The organism is Enterococcus nangangensis, from assembly GCF_005405245.1.
Taxonomy (GTDB): domain Bacteria; phylum Bacillota; class Bacilli; order Lactobacillales; family Enterococcaceae; genus Enterococcus_J; species Enterococcus_J nangangensis.
In genome coordinates this window covers 44,636-66,313 of record NZ_BJDR01000002.1, presented here as the reverse complement: position 1 = coordinate 66,313, position 21,678 = coordinate 44,636, and the positions used below count along the sequence as shown (strand labels likewise).

The 21,678-nt window shown below is 44.0% G+C and carries 23 protein-coding genes; 19 read left to right on the top strand and 4 right to left on the bottom strand.

All coding sequences use genetic code 11. From position 1 onward, the window contains the following. Nucleotides 1-30: 30 nt before the first annotated feature. From FFM57_RS01435 to FFM57_RS01425, 3 genes are all read right to left on the bottom strand, one after another. Nucleotides 31-552, bottom strand: a complete 522-nt coding sequence (locus tag FFM57_RS01435; RefSeq protein WP_137598746.1) for an LbetaH domain-containing protein — start codon at nucleotides 550-552, stop codon at nucleotides 31-33. 119 nt (nucleotides 553-671) lie between these two features. After that, nucleotides 672-1,016: a hypothetical protein gene (locus tag FFM57_RS01430; protein ID WP_137598745.1), complete on the bottom strand. Its 345-nt coding sequence runs from the start codon at nucleotides 1,014-1,016 to the stop codon at nucleotides 672-674. Between the two features lie 62 nt (nucleotides 1,017-1,078). After that, complete coding sequence (locus tag FFM57_RS01425) at nucleotides 1,079-1,321, bottom strand: hypothetical protein (RefSeq protein ID WP_137598744.1); 243 nt, start codon at nucleotides 1,319-1,321, stop codon at nucleotides 1,079-1,081. A gap of 170 nt (nucleotides 1,322-1,491) precedes the next feature. Here FFM57_RS01425 and FFM57_RS01420 point away from each other — a divergent pair, with 170 nt between their 5' ends. The 14 genes from FFM57_RS01420 to FFM57_RS01355 all read left to right on the top strand — a co-directional run bounded on the left by FFM57_RS01420 (nucleotide 1,492) and on the right by FFM57_RS01355 (nucleotide 15,534). Further along, complete coding sequence (locus FFM57_RS01420) at nucleotides 1,492-3,072, top strand: patatin-like phospholipase family protein (RefSeq protein WP_170999842.1); 1,581 nt, start codon at nucleotides 1,492-1,494, stop codon at nucleotides 3,070-3,072. 15 nt (nucleotides 3,073-3,087) lie between these two features. Then, nucleotides 3,088-3,306, top strand: coding sequence for a YdbC family protein (locus FFM57_RS01415; RefSeq protein WP_137598742.1), 219 nt, complete (start codon nucleotides 3,088-3,090; stop codon nucleotides 3,304-3,306). Then, complete coding sequence (locus FFM57_RS01410) at nucleotides 3,306-4,178, top strand: YicC/YloC family endoribonuclease (RefSeq protein WP_137598741.1); 873 nt, start codon at nucleotides 3,306-3,308, stop codon at nucleotides 4,176-4,178. Before FFM57_RS01415 ends, FFM57_RS01410 begins: the two co-directional genes overlap by 1 nt. Before the next feature lie 89 nt (nucleotides 4,179-4,267). Beyond that, on the top strand, nucleotides 4,268-4,882 hold the full coding sequence (gene gmk / locus FFM57_RS01405) for a guanylate kinase (protein ID WP_137598740.1): 615 nt from the start codon (nucleotides 4,268-4,270) through the stop codon (nucleotides 4,880-4,882). 4 nt (nucleotides 4,883-4,886) lie between these two features. Continuing rightward, nucleotides 4,887-5,189 (top strand): DNA-directed RNA polymerase subunit omega, encoded by a 303-nt coding sequence (gene rpoZ, locus FFM57_RS01400; protein ID WP_137598739.1) that lies wholly within the window; start codon nucleotides 4,887-4,889, stop codon nucleotides 5,187-5,189. 73 nt (nucleotides 5,190-5,262) lie between these two features. After that, the gene (priA, locus tag FFM57_RS01395; protein WP_137598738.1) at nucleotides 5,263-7,674 is read left to right on the top strand and encodes a primosomal protein N'; all 2,412 of its coding nucleotides are present in this window, start codon (nucleotides 5,263-5,265) and stop codon (nucleotides 7,672-7,674) included. 10 nt (nucleotides 7,675-7,684) lie between these two features. Further along, nucleotides 7,685-8,179, top strand: a complete 495-nt coding sequence (gene def, locus FFM57_RS01390; RefSeq protein WP_137598737.1) for a peptide deformylase — start codon at nucleotides 7,685-7,687, stop codon at nucleotides 8,177-8,179. Next, a complete protein-coding gene (gene fmt, locus FFM57_RS01385) occupies nucleotides 8,172-9,110 on the top strand; it encodes a methionyl-tRNA formyltransferase (RefSeq protein WP_137598736.1) in 939 nt (312 codons plus the stop codon). The genes def and fmt overlap by 8 nt, the downstream gene beginning before the upstream one ends. Continuing rightward, a complete protein-coding gene (gene rsmB, locus FFM57_RS01380) occupies nucleotides 9,107-10,468 on the top strand; it encodes a 16S rRNA (cytosine(967)-C(5))-methyltransferase RsmB (protein WP_137598735.1) in 1,362 nt (453 codons plus the stop codon). The genes fmt and rsmB overlap by 4 nt, the downstream gene beginning before the upstream one ends. 13 nt (nucleotides 10,469-10,481) lie before the next feature. Continuing rightward, nucleotides 10,482-11,225, top strand: coding sequence for a Stp1/IreP family PP2C-type Ser/Thr phosphatase (locus FFM57_RS01375; RefSeq protein WP_137598734.1), 744 nt, complete (start codon nucleotides 10,482-10,484; stop codon nucleotides 11,223-11,225). After that, a complete protein-coding gene (gene pknB, locus FFM57_RS01370; protein WP_137598733.1) occupies nucleotides 11,222-13,225 on the top strand; it encodes a Stk1 family PASTA domain-containing Ser/Thr kinase in 2,004 nt (667 codons plus the stop codon). Before FFM57_RS01375 ends, pknB begins: the two co-directional genes overlap by 4 nt. Nucleotides 13,226-13,336: 111 nt before the next feature. After that, nucleotides 13,337-14,209 (top strand): ribosome small subunit-dependent GTPase A, encoded by an 873-nt coding sequence (gene rsgA, locus FFM57_RS01365; RefSeq protein WP_137598732.1) that lies wholly within the window; start codon nucleotides 13,337-13,339, stop codon nucleotides 14,207-14,209. A gap of 27 nt (nucleotides 14,210-14,236) precedes the next feature. After that, nucleotides 14,237-14,890: a ribulose-phosphate 3-epimerase gene (gene rpe, locus FFM57_RS01360; protein ID WP_137598731.1), complete on the top strand. Its 654-nt coding sequence runs from the start codon at nucleotides 14,237-14,239 to the stop codon at nucleotides 14,888-14,890. Continuing rightward, complete coding sequence (locus FFM57_RS01355) at nucleotides 14,887-15,534, top strand: thiamine diphosphokinase (protein WP_137598730.1); 648 nt, start codon at nucleotides 14,887-14,889, stop codon at nucleotides 15,532-15,534. The genes rpe and FFM57_RS01355 overlap by 4 nt, the downstream gene beginning before the upstream one ends. Nucleotides 15,535-15,656: 122 nt before the next feature. Here the strand turns inward: FFM57_RS01355 and rpmB are convergent, their stop codons facing one another. Further along, nucleotides 15,657-15,845 carry a 50S ribosomal protein L28 gene (gene rpmB, locus FFM57_RS01350; RefSeq protein WP_137598729.1) on the bottom strand — a complete coding sequence of 63 codons (189 nt, stop codon included), beginning with the start codon at nucleotides 15,843-15,845 and terminating at the stop codon, nucleotides 15,657-15,659. A gap of 249 nt (nucleotides 15,846-16,094) precedes the next feature. Between rpmB and FFM57_RS01345 the strand changes: the two genes are divergently transcribed. From FFM57_RS01345 to acpP, 5 genes are all read left to right on the top strand, one after another. Continuing rightward, nucleotides 16,095-16,457, top strand: a complete 363-nt coding sequence (locus tag FFM57_RS01345) for an Asp23/Gls24 family envelope stress response protein (RefSeq protein WP_137598728.1) — start codon at nucleotides 16,095-16,097, stop codon at nucleotides 16,455-16,457. Between the two features lie 27 nt (nucleotides 16,458-16,484). Further along, nucleotides 16,485-18,164, top strand: a complete 1,680-nt coding sequence (locus tag FFM57_RS01340) for a DAK2 domain-containing protein (protein WP_137598727.1) — start codon at nucleotides 16,485-16,487, stop codon at nucleotides 18,162-18,164. Nucleotides 18,165-18,242: 78 nt separating this feature from the next. Further along, entirely contained in the window at nucleotides 18,243-20,270 is a 2,028-nt protein-coding gene (recG, locus tag FFM57_RS01335; protein WP_137598726.1) for an ATP-dependent DNA helicase RecG, read from the top strand. Nucleotides 20,271-20,318: 48 nt separating this feature from the next. Then, nucleotides 20,319-21,335, top strand: a complete 1,017-nt coding sequence (gene plsX / locus FFM57_RS01330) for a phosphate acyltransferase PlsX (protein WP_137598725.1) — start codon at nucleotides 20,319-20,321, stop codon at nucleotides 21,333-21,335. Between the two features lie 98 nt (nucleotides 21,336-21,433). Then, nucleotides 21,434-21,676 carry an acyl carrier protein gene (acpP, locus tag FFM57_RS01325; RefSeq protein ID WP_137598724.1) on the top strand — a complete coding sequence of 81 codons (243 nt, stop codon included), beginning with the start codon at nucleotides 21,434-21,436 and terminating at the stop codon, nucleotides 21,674-21,676. Nucleotides 21,677-21,678 lie beyond the last annotated feature (2 nt).

Genomic DNA, 21,678 nt, shown 5'->3' with positions numbered 1-21,678 from the left:
GCTAATCCGCGACTTTCTTTAGCTTTTATATTAATTTTCACGGTTGTACTGAGCAATCAATTGGTGACAGGCCTGAATAATTTCAGTCGTAGCAATCATTTCCGGACGATAGACGTAGTCGTATTTTGGATCTTTAGGTTTAATTTGATTCACACCATAAACGAGACTATTCGCCGGAATATTTTTTGTAACGATGGCGCCAGCGGCCACTACGGAGTTATCCCCAACAATTACGGGGCCGAGAATTTTGGCGCCGTCTGCTATAATGACTTTTTGCCCAATAACCGGGTTGCCGACATTTTCCCAAGAGTGAGTCTCTTGATTGTATTTTAAGTTAGAGCCAATTGTCACATTTTGGTAAATGACCGCTCCTTGACAGATTTTGGCGGCGATGATGGTACAACCACGCGCATGATGAGCGAATAAAACATCAGGCGCCATTTCTAGGGCACTGATTTCGCAACCATAGAGTTCCTCTAATTTCGCAGCGGCGGCAGCTCTTTTCACCGGATCTTCGGCAAAACAATTTTCTTTTAGTAATTCTTCAAACAATGATTCGTGCTCCTTTCAAGTGTTCTCAGTATAGCACTTTTTTTCAGTAGCGGTGGTAGTTAGTCGGGGGCAATAAAAAAACTACCCAACACGCGCTGGGTAGTTTGACTAAGGATTGTTTAAACGGCTGCTTTTTGGACAGCAACTTTTTTGATGTCTTTTAAAGCCACCATTTGTAAGGCTTGGTTTGCGGCTAAAGGTCGCACTAAAATTGTTTCTTTGGTGAGGTCTTTAGAGGCGATGAAGCCAGCCAAAGTATCAAAGCCAGTTTGCGGAGCTTTTTGCGCCACTTGTAAAACAACTAGCGCTTGGTTTTGCCGAGCAAGAGTTAGTTTTTCCAACAGGATTTTTTGTTCCCGCTCAAAGTGTGGATCATCGGCCAACAGCTGAACGAACCATTCTTTGGAGGAACGAGCAATAAATTCAGTAAATTTTTTCATATGAAATAATTTGCGATTTTCCATTTGCGTCCTCCTATCTTCTAAGCTATTTTACTCAAAAAAACGCCAACTTGCAATCGTCTTTTTTAAGCTTTTTCAGCTAGCCAGTTCAGCAAGAGTTTTTCTGTGTCGTCTTTCACTTTAGGATCGACATAGCTTAATAATTGAGGTAATAATTCTTCTTTAACAGTGTCGAGGTTACCATCTTGCGTGTTAATGGCAGCAAACAAGCGAGTCACTGCAGCGCGGGCGTCTGTTTCTTTACCTTCAATCACAACGTGTGCCAAATACTTTGCGAAAAATTCTTCTTCTTTCATTGTAAATGCCATGGTTAATTCCTCCTTTTATTTAAACGAGTCATTTCGTCTACACTTCTATTCTAAACCAATCTAAAATTTTTGTAACGAAAAAGAGCTTTGCCTATCCCTCATCTTGGTTTTCGTCTTTTCCGGAATGTAGTACAATATGGCTAATAAGGATGGTGGAAGGAGGCGCTGAAATGGAAAGTCGTCAGTTGTCGTTAGGAGATTATCCGCTGCTGCAAGAATTTTTGGCGCAGGCGTATTTGCCGGCTCCTTTTTTTAGTAGTTTAAAGGAGAGTTACCGTTGTGTTTTTAGCGCATTATTTACGCCACAAGCGGTGGTTTTTGGCTACTTCAATAAAAAAAGATTAGTGGCCGCTTTGGTGGGAAAGTTACAAGGGGACTCGTTAACGGTAGAAAATATTTTATTTCATCGTCAGGAAGCTTTTCCTAGTGGGGCTTTACAAGCCCAACTTTTTAAATCCCTGCGGCAAGTACTGAAAACAACTTTGCGTTGGCCACAAAATTGTTTAGTCCCCACCTGGACTCCTTTTTTTGCGACGGGTAAGTTGCAAGATAATTTTTATCAGTGGGATGTGGTGACCAAGACCGCTTTAATTTTAGGCGGCGGCGGGGCGCGGGGTGCTTATCAAATTGGTATCTATCAAGCGCTGCGGGAACACCACGTGCCTTTCCAATTTGTCGCGGGGACTTCCGTGGGGGCTTTAAACGGCGGTTTGATTTTACAAGGGGAGTTGGAAAAAGCACTTGCCTTATGGCAGGAGATTGACACGCAACAAATTTTGGCTTTTGCTGAAGATGTGACACCAGATAATTTAACGCGGGGGCGCTTTGTGCGCGAAGCGTTACTGAGTGCCGGCTTGTCTACGGCGCCGCTGCAACAGCTCATTACTCAATACATGGATAGTCATAAAATTCAACAAGCTACCCAAGAATTTCAAGTTGTCACCACCGAGGTCCCTGCCTTGAAAGAAACAGTAATCAAAATGCATGAAGTTTCCTTAGCTGAGTTTATGCCGTGGCTGGTGGCGTCGGCTTCTTTTTTCCCGGCGATGGCCTTAGCTAAAATTGACGATCATTATTATATGGATGGTGGCTATCGTAATAATCTACCACAAGATTTGGGGCTAGCGTGGGGCGCAGACTTGTTGCTGACCATCGACGTGAAGGGTCCGGGTTTTATTAAAAATACGCGCCTGCCAGCCACCACTGCAGAAATTTTTTGTAAGAGTCCTTGGTCCTTAGGGGAAGTCCTCCTTTTTGAAAAAAATCGCAGTCAGCAAAATTTAGTTTTAGGCTATCTGGATGGACTGAAAATTTTTCAAGCAGCCTGTGGTTATTGGTATACGCTGGATAGTGGGGCTTTATGGACGCAGTATCAGTTGGGACAAACATTTTTGCGGCAACAACCCCAATGGCGTTTGGCCTTTAAACACGGGACAGTCTTTAGCGAGCTGGGACGTTTTTATCAGCAGCCTGTGTCGCAATTGAATTTTAGTTTAGCTTTAATGGAACTTTTGGCGGCGTACTTTAACATTCAACCCACCGAATTGTATGCTTGGTCAGAGCTTCAAGCCACAGTAGTGGCCGCTTCTAAGGAAAAGTTAACTCAAGGGCAGTTAAGTCGGACCGATTTGTTAGCCGTTTTAGGACAGCGGGCTTTTGGTCGCCTTTTAAGTAATGAAGGGCAACCTTTTTTTGCTAAAGGTGCTTTAAGCTTGCTGCAAGCATTTTTAACCTTTATCACGCAACAGTAGAAAGGAAGAGGAAAGATGGCAATTGAATTTGAAATTATGGAACAAGTGGGCATTTTAGCCACCAATAATAAAGGCTGGCAAAAGGAGTTGAACCTCGTGAGTTGGAATGGTCGACCGGCCAAGTTTGATTTACGAGACTGGTCCAGTGATCATCAAAAAATGGGCAAAGGCGTCACCTTAAGCAACGAGGAGTTAGGGGCGTTAAAAGAGCTTTTAGAAGGGATGTCCTTTTAATGGAAAGCATGACGGGTTTTGGCAAGGGGAGCGCTAGTGACGAAAATTTAAAAGTTACGGTGGAATTAAAAAGTGTCAACCAGCGCTTTTTGGATTTGCAATTTAAAATGCCTAAAGAGTTAAACGGTCAAGAGTTGGCTTTGCGAAAAATTTTACAAGACGCTTTAAAACGCGGCCGGGTGGAAATTTTTTGCCAAGTCACCGCAAGTGGTGGGAGCGCACAAGAGGTTGTGGTCCAAAAAGAACTGCTGGCTTCGGCTTTAGCCCAACTTAAAACAATCCCTGGTTTAAGGGAACAAGAATTAGCCTCCAGTTTGGCGGGACTGTTAGCACAACCAGACTTTCTAACGATTCAAGAAGCTAGCAAGGTGGCCCTGCTTTTGCCGGCTTTAGCAACGACGGCCTTAGAGAAAGCTTTGGCTGAACTAGTCAAAACGCGGCGTGAAGAAGGGGAACGGTTAAAAGAAATTTTACGCAGTAATCAAAATACCTTTCAAGAAATTGTTTTGGCCATTAGCCAATTTAATGAAGAAATTGAAAGTAGCCACTACGAGCGGCTAAAAAATAAAGTAACCGAGCTTTTAGGTGCTGATGTAGATGAAAATCGTTTGTTAACGGAAGCGGCTTTAATCATTGAACGGGGAGACATTCATGAAGAGCTGGATCGCTTGATGGCGCATTTAGCAGCGTTCACTGATTTATTACAAGCGCAAGGTCCTGTTGGTCGGCAATTAGACTTTTTAGTGCAAGAAATGAATCGCGAGGTGAATACCCTCGGGGCTAAAAGCCAAGCGTTAGTAATTAAAAGTCGCGTCTTGCAGTTAAAAACTTTATTGGAACAAATTCGTGAGCAAATTCAAAATATCCAGTAGGAATTCCGCGGAATTTTGGCAGAAGGGTTGAAAAATCTCACAAAAAAGTGCACAATAAAGAGAAAATATAAATAGGGAGTTTAGCTTTCATGTCTGAAAGAGGTTTATTAATCGTTTTGTCTGGTCCTTCTGGAGTTGGCAAAGGAACGGTGCGTAAAGCGTTGTTTGCCAGCACCCATAATGAATTTAAATATTCCATCTCCATGACGACGCGGAAAATGCGGGCAGGAGAAGTGGATGGCGTGGATTATTATTTCCGCACCAAAGAAGAATTTGAAGAAATGATTGAAAAAGGTCAAATGTTAGAGTATGCCCAATACGTGGGTAATTACTATGGCACACCTTTAACGTATGTGGAAGAAACCCTCAACCAAGGACAGGATGTCTTTTTAGAGATTGAAGTCAAAGGGGCCATGCAAGTGCGGGAAAAAGTGCCGGATGGTGTCTTTATTTTTCTAACGCCACCTGACTTGGGAGAATTAAAGTCGCGGATTATTCATCGCGGTACCGATAGCCCAGAAGTGATTGAAAAGCGGATGGCTGTCGCGCGGGAAGAAATTGAAATGATGGCTAGTTATGATTACGCAGTAGTCAATGACCACGTGGATAACGCCGTACAAAAAATTCGCGAAATCATTCGCGGTGAACATTGCCGTGTCGATCGCGTCATTGGTAAATATATTAAAATGATTAAGGAGATGTAAGACTATGATGTTACGACCTTCCATTGACTCCTTACTGACGAAAGTGAATTCCAAATACTCTTTGGTAATTTTATCCAGTAAACGAGCTCATGAATTAGATGCCAAAGCAACACCTACCCTTGATAAATTTGAATCCGTGAAAGGTGTGGGCCGAGCCTTAGAAGAAATTGATGCCGGCAACGTCATCATCGATCCTCATCCTGAAGTAAAACGGGAACGGATGCGCTTAGAAGCGGAAGCAAAAGCCGCGCAAGCTAACCAAGAGCAAAAACAATTAGAACAAAAAATTTTAGACGAAAAAATGTAAACAAGTTTGAGGCTGAGACAACACTCCTATTGGCGATGTCTCAGCCTCTTATATTCTAGAAAGGGATGAAGAAATGTTAGCGCAAGTGATTGTGGATGTTCCTAGCCAAAATACCGACCAAGCTTTTAGCTATCACGTCCCGGAAATGTACGAAAATTTAATGCAAGTTGGCTTACGAGTGACGGTACCTTTTGGCAAAGGTGGGCGCTTAGTGCAAGGTTTTGTGGTGGGCCTAGGAGCAGACAGTACGCTACTGACTGCCGATTTGCCAGCGCTAAAAGACCTAGCTAGTTTAATGGACGCTGAACCCGTTTTAAATGAAGAAATGTTAGCTTTGAGTCGAGAAATGCAAAAGACCACCTATGCTTTTTGGATTACTTGTCTACAGACGATGCTCCCTAACGTCTTAAAAGCCGACTACGAAAAATTTTTTGTGGCCGGGGACACACTAACGGCTAGTGAAGCGACTCTTTTTGCCGACGCTCAAGAATTACCTTTTGCTGAGGCTGAAGCCAAAGGTTTATTAAGTCAACTGGCGCTCTTGAAAAAAGCTGGCAAAGTAACGATTGGTTACCGGGTCTTAAGTCGCGACCAAGTGAAAACCCAACGCTACTTTAGCAATAACTTAACGCCGGATGCACTGCAAAAAACATTTCAGGCGCAACGGAAAAACGCCTTAAAACGGCAACAATTTTTAAATTATTTACAGACGTTGACGGAAAGCTTACCCGTCAGTGCAGCTTACGCGTTAGGATTTGACGCGACTTTTTTACGGCAAGTGGAGCAATTAGGCTGGATCAGCTTTGAAGAGCGGGAAGTGTATCGCGATCCTTTTAAAGCCCACCAGTTTGCCCAAAGCCAACCGTTAGCCTTAACAGCCGAACAACAAGCGGCGTATACGGCAATCAATGAGAGCCGCGAGCAAAAGCAAGCGGCCACCTTCTTACTGGAAGGAGTGACCGGTAGCGGCAAGACGGAAGTGTATTTGCAAGTGATTCAGACGGCGTTAGAAAAACAACAAACGGCCTTAATGTTAGTGCCGGAAATTGCTTTAACCCCGCAAATGGTGAAACGCTTTAAAGAGCGCTTTGGCACGGGGGTAGCGGTCTTACATAGCGCCTTATCCAGTGGCGAGCGTTATGATGAATGGCGGAAAATTCAACGGAAAGAAGCCACAGTCGTGGTGGGAGCCCGTTCGGCAATTTTTGCCCCTTTAGAAAATCTGGGGGTCATTATTATTGACGAAGAGCATGAGACCACTTATAAGCAAGGGGAAAACCCGCGGTATCATGCCCGTGACCTAGCTTTGTGGCGCAGTCGTTACCACGGCTGCCCGCTAGTTTTAGGGAGTGCGACACCTTCTTTAGAATCTCGGGCCCGGGCGCAAAAAGGCGTTTATCACTTGTTGCGGCTAACAAAACGCCCTACGGCCCAAAGTTTACCGCAAGTTGAAGTGGTGGACTTACGAGAAGAATTTCAACAAGGGAACACGTCGACTTTTTCTAGCGTCTTACAAAGAAAAATTACGGAACGCTTGGAAAAAAGACAACAAACCGTCTTACTCTTAAATCGGCGTGGCTATTCGGCCTTTGTCTTGTGTCGCGAATGCGGGGAAGTTTTGCAATGTCCCAACTGCGATATTTCTTTAACGATGCATTTAGATATTAAAAAGATGAAGTGCCACTATTGTGGGCATGAAGAAGGAATTCCACGGGAGTGTCCTCATTGCCATAGTAAGCAGATGCGTTATTACGGTACCGGGACGCAAAAAGTCGAAGAAGAGCTACAACAACTTTTCCCTAGTGCGCGTATTTTAAGAATGGACGTGGATACGACGCGGAAAAAAGGCGCCCACGAAAAAATTCTAGCCGCTTTTGAAGCGCAAGAAGCCGACATCTTATTAGGCACGCAAATGATTGCTAAAGGCTTGGACTATCCTAACGTCACCTTGGTAGGCGTCTTAAACGCCGATACTGCGTTGAACTTGCCAGACTTTCGCTCCAGCGAGCATACCTTCCAGTTGTTAACCCAAGTGGCGGGACGAGCCGGGCGCGGCAGTGAAAAAGGGGAAGTCATTATTCAAACCTTCAATCCGGACCATTACGCCATTCAATTAGCGCAGCAACAAAATTACGAGGCTTTTTACCAAAAAGAAATGGGCATCCGCCGTTTAAGTGGTTACCCACCTTATTATTTTACCGTCCAACTAACCGCTAGCCATCAGGAGGAAAAAGTCGCCTGCCAAACAATTTTTCAATTTTATCGTTTACTAAAAGAAAAATTAAGTCCCCAAGCGATTTTTATCGGCCCTAGCCCCAAAGCCATTTTACGCATTAACAACCAGTATTATTACCAAGTGTTGATTAAATATAAGCATGAAGAACAATTGGCTCAACTCTTACACTTTATCCAAGAGCAGACGGTGACCCCGCAGTACCGCGCCGTCAAGATTGCCATTGATGTGGAACCTTTGCAATTTATTTAAGGAGAAAAAAATGATCTTACCTGTTTTAATTATGCCAGATCGCCGTTTAAAAAAGCGGTGTTACGAGGTGGAAGAAATCAATGAGGAAACCTGGCAACTCTTAGATGATCTTCATGAAACGATGCAGGCTCACGATGGCATCGGCATTGCGGCTTGCCAAGTGGGTGTCCTGGCCCAAATCTGTGTGATTCAAGTGGAAGAAGAGGATGAAGTGTTGGAACTCATTAATCCGCGGATTCTTTATGGTACCGGGGAGACTTTAGACATTGAAGGATGCCTTTCGTTGCCAGAGACTTATGGCACGGTGAAACGTTTTGCCGAAATTACCGTAGAGTATTACGACCGTGAAGGCGAACTCATGGAAATGACGGCCAGTGGCTACTTGGCCCGTTGTGTGCAACATGAAGTAGATCATTTGCAAGGTATTTTATTTACGGAAAAAATGGTGGAGGCTATTCCGCCAGAAAAAATTGAGGAATGGATGGAGGAACACTTCAATGACTAGTATTGTTTTTATGGGGACCCCAGAATTTAGTGTGCCGATTTTAGAAGGCTTGTTGGCAGATCCCCATTACGAAGTATTGGCGGTGGTGACCCAACCGGATCGTCCCGTGGGTCGGAAAAAAGTTTTAACCCCGACACCGGTAAAAAAAGCGGCGCTGGCCCACAATTTAAAAATATTACAACCAGAAAAATTATCTGGCTCACCGGAAATGGCGGAAATCATCGCCTTAGCTCCGGATTTATTAATTACAGCAGCGTTTGGCCAATTTTTACCTAGCAAATTATTGCAAGCTGCCAGAATCCGCGCCTTAAACGTCCACGCTTCTTTGTTGCCTAAATACCGCGGTGGGGCACCAATTCATTATGCTGTGATGAATGGCGATGAAAAAACCGGCGTTACCATTATGGAAATGATTAAAAAGATGGACGCAGGGGGCATCTTCACGCAAAAAGCGATTCCGATTTTACCAACGGACGATACTGGTTTATTATTCGAAAAACTTTCCATTGTCGGACGAGATTTATTGTTAGAGACCTTGCCAAAAATTTTAGGCGGTTTAGCGCCTGTTCCCCAAGAGGAAAGTGCAGTTACTTTTTCGCCCAATATTACTAAAGAGCAAGAACAACTAGATTTTACTTTATCCGCCACCGCGGTCTTTAATAAAATTCGCGGCTTACGACCGTTTCCGGGGGCTTACGGCCTCCTTAATGGCACGCGTTTTAAAATTTGGAACAGCATGGTCTTAGACGAAACCACCGACGCTACTCCTGGCACGATCATTGCTTTACACCCAGAATTAAAAGTTGCTTGCGGTGAGCAGTCGGTCTTAGCTTTAAAAGTTGTGCAACCAGCTGGCAAAAAAGCGATGTCCGTTAGTGATTACTTAAATGGTAGCGGTCAAGAGTTAACAGTGGGGACGAGTTTACAATGAAAAAGATTCCTGCCAAGTACGCCCATAATCCGCGCTACCAAGCAGTCTACGCTTTAACCCGCATTGCTAGCGGTAGCTATTCCAATATTCTAGTCAGCCGAATTTTGGACGAAAAACAAATGAGTATTCCTGACGGCAAATTATTTACGGAAATTGTCTATGGGGTGTTGAATCATCGTTTAAGCTTAGAGTACCAATTAGCCCGCTTCGTGAAAAAACCACAAGCTTTAGAAGAGTGGGTGAAGTGGTTGCTTTTGACGGGATTGTATCAATTACACTTTTTGGCTAAAGTGCCGGATCACGCCGTCTTAAATGAAAGTGTCGAGATTGCCAAAACTTTAGGACATGCCGGCATTGGTAAACTGGTGAACGGTGTTTTACGCAACGTGCAACGTCAAGGCTTTAGTGACTACAGCGAGCTTAAAGATCCCCTGGAACGTTTATCTATTGCCACCAGTTTTCCTCGCGTCTTATTAGATTATTTAGTGCCCCAATTAGGTTTGGAAAAAACGGCGGCTCTCGCGGAGAGTTTATTAACCCCGAGTCATGTTAGCGCCCGCGTGGATTTGCAAAAAATTTCTCGCGCGGAAGCTATTGCCTTTTTAGCCACAGAAGGGTTAACGGTCAAAGAAAGTCCTATTGCACTGGCGGGAATCATCGGAGAAAAAGGAGCCTTAGCCACCAGCGAACTTTTTAAAAAAGGGTGGTTGACGATTCAAGATGAAAGCTCCATGCTAGTAGCTCCTGCCATGACTTTAGCACCAGATGCTCAGGTCTTAGATGCTTGTGCAGCGCCTGGGGGGAAAACCACCCACATGGCGAGCCTCTTAACTACGGGGCACGTTACCGCTTTAGATTTACATGAACATAAAGTAAAACTTATTATGGACAATGCAAAACGCCTTGGGGTAGCAGACCGCGTTAGTTCCAAAGTAATGGATGCTCGAAAAGTCGCCACTACTTTTCCTAAAGAATCCTTTGACGCTATTTTAGTGGATGCGCCGTGTTCAGGTTTAGGCCTAATGCGCCGTAAGCCGGATATTAAATATCAAAAAAATCCCCAAGAATTTCTTAAATTACCAGAAATTCAATTGGAAATTTTAAACAGTTGTGCCCCAACGTTGAAGCAGTGGGGTATAATGGTGTACAGTACTTGTACCATCACACAAGAAGAAAACCGTGGTGTGCTAACACAATTTTTACAGGCACATCCTGAGTTTGTGTTGACAGAAGTTCAGGTACAAGGGGCGCAGAGCAAAGTAGTCGATCAAACGTTAACTTTGCTGCCGCAAGATTTTCAAACAGATGGCTTTTTCATTAGTCGTTTACAAAAAATCGCCCCAACCAGCAATTCATAAAGAGGTGAAACGAATGGAAATCCAATATTTGGTAGACCAAGGATTAAAACGGCGGAATAACCAAGACTTTGCGGCGACTTATACCAACCAGTTAGGGTACACCTTAGCGATTATCGCTGATGGTATGGGGGGACACTTAGCAGGAGATGTGGCTAGCAAAATGGCGGTGGAAGAATTAGGCCAACGTTTTAGCCAAAGTTCGCTTCAACAAGTGGAAGAAGCTAGCAAATGGTTTATCCAAAACTTACAAACGGAAAATCAACGCATTTACGCCAAGGGCCAAGAAGATCCTGCTTATTACGGCATGGGAACGACGGTGGTGGCAGCGATTATTTTTCCTGAAGAATTTGTCTTAGCCCACGTAGGAGATTCTCGCGCTTACTTAGTGAAAGACGGACACCTGCGACAAATCACGGTGGACCACTCCTTAGTACAAGAATTAGTGAATGAAGGGGAAATTACGCCGGCACAGGCTAAAGTCCATCCACAAAAAAATGTAGTGACCCGTTCGGTGGGGATGCCAGGTACCTTGGAAGTCGACGTCTCGTCTTTGAAAGTAACGGGAACCGAAAAATTACTCCTATGTTCCGATGGCTTGACTAATATGGTGAACGATGAAGATATTGAACAAGTATTGACTAGTGACCAGACTACCACTGAAAAAGTAACAGCCCTCGTTGCGGCCGCCAACGACAACGGCGGTTTAGATAATATCACCGTACTATTAATTGATTTTCAGGAAGGAGGAGCGCAATGATTGAAATAGGTAAAAAACTCAACGGCCGCTATAAAATTATCGGCAACATCGGTTCTGGTGGCATGGCCAATGTCTTTTTAGCCCAAGATTTAATTTTAAAACGACAAGTAGCCGTCAAAGTCCTGCGCTTTGACTTCCAAAATGATCAAGCGGCGATTCGGCGCTTTCAGCGGGAAGCACTAGCGGCAACGGAACTCGTCCATCCCAACATTGTCTCCGTTTATGATGTCGGGGAAGAAGATGGGATGCAATACTTGGTGATGGAATACGTGAAGGGGATGGACTTGAAGCGTTACATTAAAGAGCATTATCCCATGCCGTATTTCACCGTGGTGGATATTATGGAGCAAATCTTGGATGCTATTTCTTTAGCACACCAACACCGCATCATTCACCGCGACTTAAAACCACAAAATATTTTAATTGATGAAAATGGCGTCGTAAAAATTACTGACTTCGGGATTGCCATTGCGTTATCGGAAACCTCCATCACGCAAACTAACTCCATGTTAGGCTCAGTGCATTATTTGTCACCAGAGCAAGCGCGAGGGGGCATGGCGACCCGCCAATCGGATATTTACGCTTTAGGGATTATCTTGTATGAAATGCTCAGTGGGCACGTACCTTTTGATGGCGAATCGGCAGTGTCCATTGCTTTAAAACATTTCCAAAATGATTTGCCTTCCTTAAAAGATATTGATCCGGGGATTCCGCAAGCGTTGGAAAATGTTGTGCTCCACGCCACAGCCAAAGAACCGGTGGATCGTTATCGAACAGTAGATGATATGGCGGCGGATCTAAAAACGGCTTTAGATGGCAGCCGTTTAAACGAAGCACCTTTCCAACCGAAAGGCTTAAACGGCGATACCGTAATTATGGGGCCAATTTTAAAAGATACGCCAATGCCCTCAAGCTTCCAAAAGATGGAAACACCCGTGGCCGAAGAACCAGAAGAGGTTGCTCCTCTTGCTCCAACTCCACCGAAGAAAAAGAAAAGCAAGAAGAAGTGGTGGATTATCGGCATTTTGGCTGTCTTTGCCGTGGCGATTGGCGTAGTGATTGCCTTAGCTCTTTCGGCGCCGGCGGATGTGAAAGTTCCCGACGTTAGCGGTTTAAGTGTGGCGGAAGCTACGACTAAGTTGGAAGAGGCTAAGCTGACTGTGGCTAGTGAAACTAAAGAAATTGCCGATGATAAAATTGAAAAAGATGCCGTCGTTAAAACAGATCCAGAGAAGAGTTCCGTCGTCAAAGAAAATCGCGAAATTACGCTTTACGTTAGTTCCGGACCAGGTGAACTTGACGTACCAGATGTTACGGATCAGTCTTATGAGGATGCTGTGGATGAGTTAGTAGCGCAAGGTTTCACCAAAGATAAAATTAAAAAAGTGGAAGCTGCTTCTGATGATGTCGCAAAAGGCAACGTCGTGAAGCAAACGCCAAAAGCTGGCCAAAAAGCCAATCCGGATGAAGAGATTACCTTGACGGTTTCTACGGGACCTGATTTAAAAACGTTAGATAGTTATACAGGCATGACGCAAGCTAGTGCTATTGCTGCCTTAAAAGCATTGGGCTTTAGCGAAGATCAAATCAGTATTACGGAAGAGGAATCCAGTGAAACCGCCGGCAAAGTAATTAATCAATCACCTGATGCCGGCGAAGAAGTAAATCCGAAAAGTGATAACGTCAGTCTGGTTGTTGCTAAAGCGGTGGAAGTGAAGAGCGTTAACTTACCTAACTTAGTGGGGTATAGTAAGGCCGACGTACAAAATTTTGTGAATCAAAATGGTTTGTACGTGAACTTCACAGAAAGTTATGATGCGACGCGCACTGCCGGTGAAGTGGTTTCTTCTAATCCTGCCGCTGGTTCCGTCTTAAAAGCCGGCGATACCATTAACGTGGTCATCTCTAAAGGACCAGAGCCAACGACACCAAGCTCTAGTTCTTCTGAAGTTCCGACAACTTCTACCACTACCAGTTCCACTAAAGAAACAAATCCATAAGTAAAAAATTAGCGCCGTCAACTTGAACTGTTGGCGGCGATTTTTTTATCGGATACGAAGTAAGGGGATAAAGTATGGTAGAATAAAAATAAATGTTGAGGAGGTGCGTGCTTGGAAGGACAAATCATTAAAGCCTTAAGTGGTTTTTATTATGTACAAACAAAAGAGGGCACCGTGTATCAAACCCGCGGTCGGGGAAATTTTCGCAAACGCAAGCTGACGCCTTTAGTGGGGGATTACGTCACCTTTGAAAGTGAAAATGTTACGGATGGTTATCTCTTAGAACTACATCCACGGAAAAACCAATTAATTCGACCGCAAGTCGCCAATATTGATTTAGCCTTGGTGGTGATGAGTGTGGTGGAGCCTAATTTTTCCAGCAACTTGTTGGATCGCTTCTTAACGCAATTGGAATACTTTGGCATTCGTGGGGTAATTTATCTCAGTAAGATGGATTTAGCCCGCGCTGAGGATTTCACGGCTATTCGTTCCGGCTATGAAAAAATTGGTTATCCGGTTTTGTTTTCCACCGATGATGAGGTTTTAAGGACTTTACAAAAATATTTTCCCCAACAGTTGGTGGTCTTGATGGGCCAATCCGGTGCGGGCAAGTCGACGTTGGTGAATCAGTTTGATGATCGTCTTGATTTAGCAACGGGGGAAATTTCCGAATACTTAGGTCGCGGTCGGCACACCACGCGCCACGTTGAATTGCATCCGCTTTTTGGCGGGTTAATCGCCGATACTCCCGGTTTTAGTTCCTTAGAATTTCCTTTGATGGAGCTGACGACCTTGCCTAAACTTTTTCCGGAGTTTTTAAAAGCCAGCCAACATTGTAAGTTTCGCGAGTGCCAACATTTAAATGAACCTGGTTGTCACGTCAAAGAACTGGTAGCCACTGGCGAGATTATGACGAGTCGCTATGATAATTATTTGCAATTTGTCACGGAAATTAAAAATCGTAAGCCGGTTTACGGCAAATAAAAAAGTAAACGAATAGGAGTCTGACGAATGAAAATTGCCCCTTCAATTTTAAGCGCGGATTTTGCTAATTTAGCCGCCGCGGTAGCGCTAGTAGAAGCAGCTGGTGCTGAGTATGTGCATATTGACGTGATGGATGGTCACTTTGTTCCCAACATCACTTTTGGTCCCAATGTGGTGGCGGCTTTGCGCCCCCACACCAAACTCGTGCTAGATGTGCACTTAATGATTGAAAGCCCAGAAAAATATCTAGCGGATTTTGCTAAAGCTGGCGCCGATATTATCATGGTTCACGTGGAAGCTACCCACCATATTCACGGTGTTTTACAACAAATTAAACAATTAGGGGTGAAACCTGGCGTCGTGATTAATCCAGGGACACCAGTCAGTGCCATTGAACCAGTTTTACATCTAGTAGATCAAGTACTGGTGATGACCGTCAATCCCGGTTTTGGTGGTCAAGCCTTTTTACCAGAAACGGTAGCTAAGATTCAAGCTTTGACGGATTTGAAAAAGGCGCGCAATTTAACTTTTGACATCGAAGTCGATGGTGGCATCACCCATGAAACAGCGCCGTTATGTCAAAAAGCTGGGGCCGAAGTTTTTGTCGCGGGTTCTTATATTTATAGTGCTAAAGATCCCCAAAGTAAACTTCAACAATTAAAAGAAGTTTTACAAGGATGAAAGTAGTACTGGTAGCCGGCGCACACCCCAAAGCTTGGCCCGCTGATTTAGTGCAGCAAGCCGATGTTTTAATCGGCATTGACCGGGGGACTTGGTATTTGCTACAAGCCGGGCACCTGCCTGATATTGCGGTGGGAGATTTTGATTCCTTAAGTGCCGAAGAATTAGCTAGCGTGAAAGCCAAAGTAGCCCAAGTGCACCAATTAGTGCCGGAAAAAGATGATACCGACACCCAAATTGCCCTGAAAATTGCGGTGGAAAATTATCCGACGGCGGACTTTTATTTGTTAGGCGCAACCGGGGGACGGGTGGATCACTTTTTGGCCAATTTATTTTTACCTTTTGAAGCGCGCTTTGCTCCTTTTACGCGGCAAATTCATTTACTGGATCAACAAAATCAGATTGATTTTTATTTACCCGGGAGTTATACCGTGACTAAAAATCCGGCGTACTTTTATCTAGCCTATGTGCCACTAACGCCGGTGCAACAATTGAAAATTTGGAACAGCAAATACGCTTTACCCGCCACGGACCTACCCATTCCTTACGCCTATGCCAGTAACGAATTCATTGGGTCCACCGCTAATTTTTCTTTTGCTAGTGGTTTAGTTGCGGTGATTCAAAGTAAAGATCAAACACGCTGAATATAAAAAAGCTCTTGCCAACTTTTGGCGGGAGCTTTTTAAAATTTCGAATGAGGAGAAAGATTTTAAAACGCAAAAAAAGCGCTAGGTCTCAGACCTAACGCTTTAGCTTGTAGTGTGAATTAAACGCGTTCTACTTTACCTGATTTCAAAGCACGAGCAGACACCCAAACTTTTTTAGGTTTACCGTCAATTAATACGCGAACTTTTTGTAAGTTTGGTTTAACGGTACGTTTTGTAGAGTTCATCGCGTGGGAGCGGTTGTTTGCACTACTTGTTTTACGACCGGTAAAATAACATACTTTTGCCATTTTTTGTTCCTCCTTTGCCTTGATCTTGGAGCGTAAAGTTTCAGCTCATACTAGAATAATCTACCATAGTTCCAAGGGTTTTGCAAGTTGCTTTCCTTTCTTTTTTTGGAAAAAACGACAAAATTCCTCAATATAGATAGAAGAAAATCTAGAAACAAAAGAAGTTATCTTTCTTTTCTAGCGGGTCTATGATAGAATTATCTGAGAAAATGGGTGCTTTTGACCCTTTGATTAAAAGGAGGCACATACATGGCTGTGAAAATTAAAACCCAAGCGGGGACTATTGAAATTGCGAATGAAGTCATTGCTACTGTTGTTGGCGGTGCGGCTACAGATATTTACGGAATCGTCGGCATGGCTAGCAAAAACCAAATTCGTGATAACTTAAATGAAATTTTACGTAAAGAAAATTATTCAAAAGGCGTTGTCGTGCGGCAAGAGGAAAATGGCGTAGCGGTAGACGTGTATACCATCGTAAGTTATGGTACTAAAATCTCTGAAGTTTCTAAAAATGTCCAAGAAAAAGTGAAATACAATTTAGAAACTATGCTAGGGATTACAGCGAATTCAGTGAATGTTTATGTTCAAGGAGTGCGCGTTTTACCTGACTAGGGTGCGCGTTTAAGGAGGATTTTTTTAGTGAGTGTAGTAAAAATTAATGCCAGTCAATTCCAACAAATGGTGCAACAAGGTGCTAATCGCTTGAACGCCAATGCGGAATATGTCAATTCTTTAAATGTCTTTCCCGTACCCGACGGTGATACTGGAACGAATATGAACTTATCCATGACAAGTGGAGCTAAAGCAGTCGCTGATTCTAAAGCAACTGCTGTGGGTACTTTAGCGCAAGCTTTATCTAAAGGTCTATTGATGGGGGCGCGGGGGAACTCCGGCGTCATCTTGTCACAACTTTTCCGCGGCTTTGCCAAGCGGATTCCTGATGTGGTGGAACTGGACGCTAACGAATTAGCCCACGCTTTTACCCACGGCGTAGAAACAGCTTATAAAGCTGTGATGAAACCCGTTGAAGGAACGATTTTAACCGTTGCTCGTGAAGCTGCTAAAGCTGGCGAACGTGCTGCGCAAAAGACCGATGACGTGGTGGAAGTAATGGAAGCTGTTTTAAATACGAGTAAAAAAGCTTTAGCTAAAACACCAGATTTATTACCAGTCTTAAAGGAAGTCGGTGTAGTGGATAGTGGGGGTCAAGGATTAGTCTTTGTTTATGAAGGTTTTTACGAGAGTCTTTCTGGCAAAGTTTCCCCTGATCAAGTCTACGAACCAACACCTGCGGAAATGGATGAAATGGTCAATGCTGAACATCATCGCTCTGTGCAAGGGCAATTAGCGACAGAAGACATCAAATTTGGTTACTGTACAGAAATTATGGTCGCGTTAGGCGATGGCCCAACCGTAGAAGCTGAGTTTGATTACGAAGAATTTCGCAATTATTTAAATGAATTAGGGGATTCTCTTTTAGTAGTAAACGATGATGAAGTCGTGAAAGTGCACGTCCACACGGAACATCCTGGCGAAGTTTTAAATTATGGTCAACGCTTTGGCTCTTTAGTGAAAATTAAAGTCGACAACATGCGGGGTCAACACGAAGCCATCTTAGAGCACGACAAAGAAGAAGGCAACGTGGCACCTAAAGCGCCGGCTAAAGAGTTAGCAGTCATTACTATTTCTGCTGGCGATGGGGTTAAAGAACTCTTCACTAGTCTCGGTGTGGCGCACGTCATTTCCGGCGGGCAAACCATGAACCCTAGTACCGAAGACATCTTAAAAGCGATTGAAGAAGTTAACGCAAAAGCAGTTATCGTTTTACCAAATAATAAAAATATCTTTATGGCCGCCAACCAAGCGGCTGAAGTAGCCACCATTCCCGTGGCGGTAGTCCCAACACGGACCATCTCGCAAGGCTTAACAGCCATGCTAGGTTACAATCCTGACGGTTCTTTAGGTGAAAACCAAGAAGCTATGACGCAAATGAGTCAAGAAGTTGTTTCCGGGCAAATTACAACGGCAGTACGGGACACGTCCATTGACCACGTAGCCATTAAAAAAGATGACTACCTAGGCATGGTTGACGGTAAAATTGTGATTAGTGAACCCGATTTAAAAGCAGCTTCCTTAGATACTTTGCATAAAATGGTAAATGAAGACACTGAAATTGTGACGATTTTAGTGGGAGTTGACGGCACGCAAGAACTAGCAGCAGAGTTAGCCGCTAGCTTACAAGCTGAACACGAGGATTTAGAAGTGGAAATTCACCAAGGTGACCAACCTGTCTATCCTTACTTGTTCTCTGCTGAATAACACAATGACAAGGGAGTTGGAGTTGATAAAACTCCAGCTCTTTTTTTATTACTTTTCTTACTTAAGGAGGTGACCGCAATGTTAAGTCTGACGGATAGTGTGGGACTGTTAAAAGGTGTTGGGCCGAAGATGGCGCAAGACTTAGCTAGTATGGATATTTTGACGGTGGAAGATTTGCTGTTGCACTTTCCTTTTCGCTTTGAAGATATTAAAGAGCGGGAGCTGACGGAAATTGCCGATGGCGAAAAAGTAGTGCTGAAGGGGATTGCTGTTTCAGAAGGCATCGTCAATCATTTTGGCTACAAAAAAAATCGTCTCTTATTTCGTTTACAACAAGACGGTGTGGTGATTAACGTGACCTTTTTCAACCAAGCGTACTTAGCCAGTAAAGTCATCTTAGGGGATGAGATTGCGGTCTTTGGGAAATGGGATGCTAAAAGGCGCGCCTTGACGGGTATTAAAATTATCGGCAGCCAAAGTAAAGAGGACTATCAGCCGGTATACCACGTGGTGAAAAATCTTTCCCAAGCACGTCTGGTGAAGTTAATCAAAGAAGCCTTTGAACAATACAGCGCAGTGATTACCGAAAGTTTGCCGGCGCAAATTATACAGCAGTACGAGCTGTTAAACCGCGAGACGGCGCTTTATGCGATGCATTTTCCTAAAGATGAGGAAGTTAGCCAAAAAGCGCGGCGCCGGATTATTTTTGAAGAGTTTTTTTATTTCCAATTAAAGATGTTGAGTTTAAAGGAAAAAGAACAACAGAAAAAAGCTGGCCAACGGATTACCTATGACAATCAAAAATTGAAACAACTCATTCAAAGTTTACCCTTTGAATTAACAGCAGCTCAAAAACGAGTAACCAATGAAATTTGCCGCGACTTATTGGCCCCTTACCATATGCAGCGCCTTTTACAAGGGGACGTAGGGAGCGGGAAAACAGTGGTGGCTGCACTAGCTTTGTATGCGGTCATTACCGCCGGCAAACAAGGCGTCTTAATGGCTCCTACCGAAATTTTAGCCCAGCAACATTTTGTGACGTTAAGTCAATTTTTTGCGGCGGTACCGGAAGTTCACGTGGAACTGTTGACCGCTAGCACCAAAACGAAGGCGCGACGAGAACTCTTAACGAATCTTGCTAACGGCCAAGTGAATTTAGTGGTGGGAACCCACGCGCTACTACAACCAGACGTGAACTTTGCCGATTTAGGACTAGTGATTACCGATGAACAGCACCGCTTTGGCGTGAATCAGCGGAAAATTTTGCGGGAGAAAGGAACGTTTCCGGAAGTGCTCTTTATGACGGCAACACCGATTCCCCGGACTTTAGCGATTACGGCATACGGCGAGATGGATGTCTCGATTATTAACGAGTTGCCTAAAGGGCGCAAACCTATCTTAACCAAATGGGTGCGCCCCGGACAAATGAGCCAAGTCTTGCAATATGTCGGCGAAAAGTTAGCACAAGGGGACCAAGCGTATTTTATTTCCCCTTTAATTGCGGAATCGGAAACCTTAGATTTAAAAAATGCCGAGGAACTTTTCGCCGAACTTTCCAGTTACTTTAAAAATTATCGCGTCGGGCTTTTGCACGGTAAAATGAAAAATGACGAAAAAGAAGCAATTATGGCGGCGTTTAAAGCCCATGAGTTAGATGTGCTGGTTTCTACTACGGTGATTGAAGTCGGAGTGGACGTGCCTAACGCCACTTTAATGGTGATTATGGATGCGGATCGTTTTGGTTTAGCCCAGCTCCATCAGTTGCGAGGGCGCGTGGGTCGAGGGAGCAAAGCGTCTCTTTGTGTCTTAGTGGCGGAACCTAAAGGGGAAAACGGCAAAGAGCGCATGAAAATTATGACGCAAACCAACGATGGTTTTGTTTTAAGCCAAAAAGATTTAGAAATGCGGGGTCCGGGAGAATTTTTCGGGAGTCGACAATCAGGTTTGCCGCAATTTCATTTGGCCGATTTAGCGCGGGATGAAGAGCTCTTAGACCTCGCTCAACACGCAGCTAAAGAGTTGTTGCAACGCCACGGCGAGTTACTGACAACATCCCCCTTAAAAGAACGCTTAGCCCAACAAGTTTTCACCAGTTATTTTGACTAAGAAATGTGCTATACTTATTAGCAAATGCCTAATAAAGGAGAACAAAAAATGAGAATTGCAGTGGACGCTATGGGGGGCGACAACGCGCCAGAAGCCATCGTGAAAGGTGTCTTATTAGCCCAAGAACAAGCCCCAGAAATTGAATTTATTCTTTACGGGGATGAAACGAAAATCAAACCTTTCTTAACGACTGAAAAAAATATTCGCATCGTCCATACAACTGAAAAAATCTTTGGGGATGACGAGCCGGTTAAAGCGATTCGCCAAAAGAAACAAGCTTCCATGGTGTTAGCCGCTCAAGCCGTGAAAAACGGTGAAGCCGATGCTATTTTTTCAGCCGGGAACACTGGTGCTTTACTGGCTTGTGGTTTATTTATTGTGGGGCGCATCAAAAATATTGAACGCCCTGGCTTAATGTCGACGTTACCGGTAGTAGGAACAGATCGTGGCTTTGATATGTTAGACCTTGGAGCCAATGCCGACAATCGTCCCGAACACTTAGTCAACTACGCTGTTTTAGGCAGTTACTACGCCCAAAAAATTCGCAAGATTGAAAAACCACGGGTGGCGCTATTGAATAACGGTACGGAAGAAACGAAAGGCAATGAATTAACGAAAGCCGCCTTCAAATTGTTACAAGCTGAACCTAGCATTCATTTTATCGGCAACATTGAAGCCCGTGAACTTTTAACTGGGGCTGCTGACGTCGTGGTGACGGATGGCTTTACTGGTAATGCGGTATTAAAAGCGGTGGAAGGAACGGCGTTAGCCATGATGGATCTGATTAAAGGCTCTATTATGGAAGCTGGCGTTAAAGGAAAAGTCGGTGCTTTGTTACTGAAACCGGCTTTGCGCAATGTGAAGCATTCCTTAGACTATTCTAGTCATGGCGGCGCGGTCCTCTTTGGCCTGAAGGCTCCCGTCATTAAAACCCATGGCTCCACTGGCCCTGAGGCGGTGGCGCAAACTATTTTCCAAATTAAAGAGATGCTTAACGCTCATTTGATTGAAGAGTTGGTGGCTTTTTATGAGGCGCAAGCAGTAGTGAAAAGTCCGGAAGCATAAGGCTTGAAAAAAGGACTAGACAAACGGACAATAAATCAGTAGAATAAGCTATGCACTGACGTAGATCAAGTGCAGCAACTGGATGGAGGTGAAACTCTTTGACTCGCCAAGAAATTTTTGATAAAGTTGCCAACATCGTGGAAAAGCACTTTGACTTAGCCAAAGATAAAATTAGTGATTCTTTAAATATTAAAGACGATTTAAACGCGGATTCCATCAGCGTGATGGAGTTTGTTTTAGATCTAGAAGATGAGTTCGGCACGGAGATTTCCGATGAAGACGCAGAACAAATTGAAACTGTTGGTGGCGCAGTAGATTATATCTTAAGCCATTTAAACTAAGA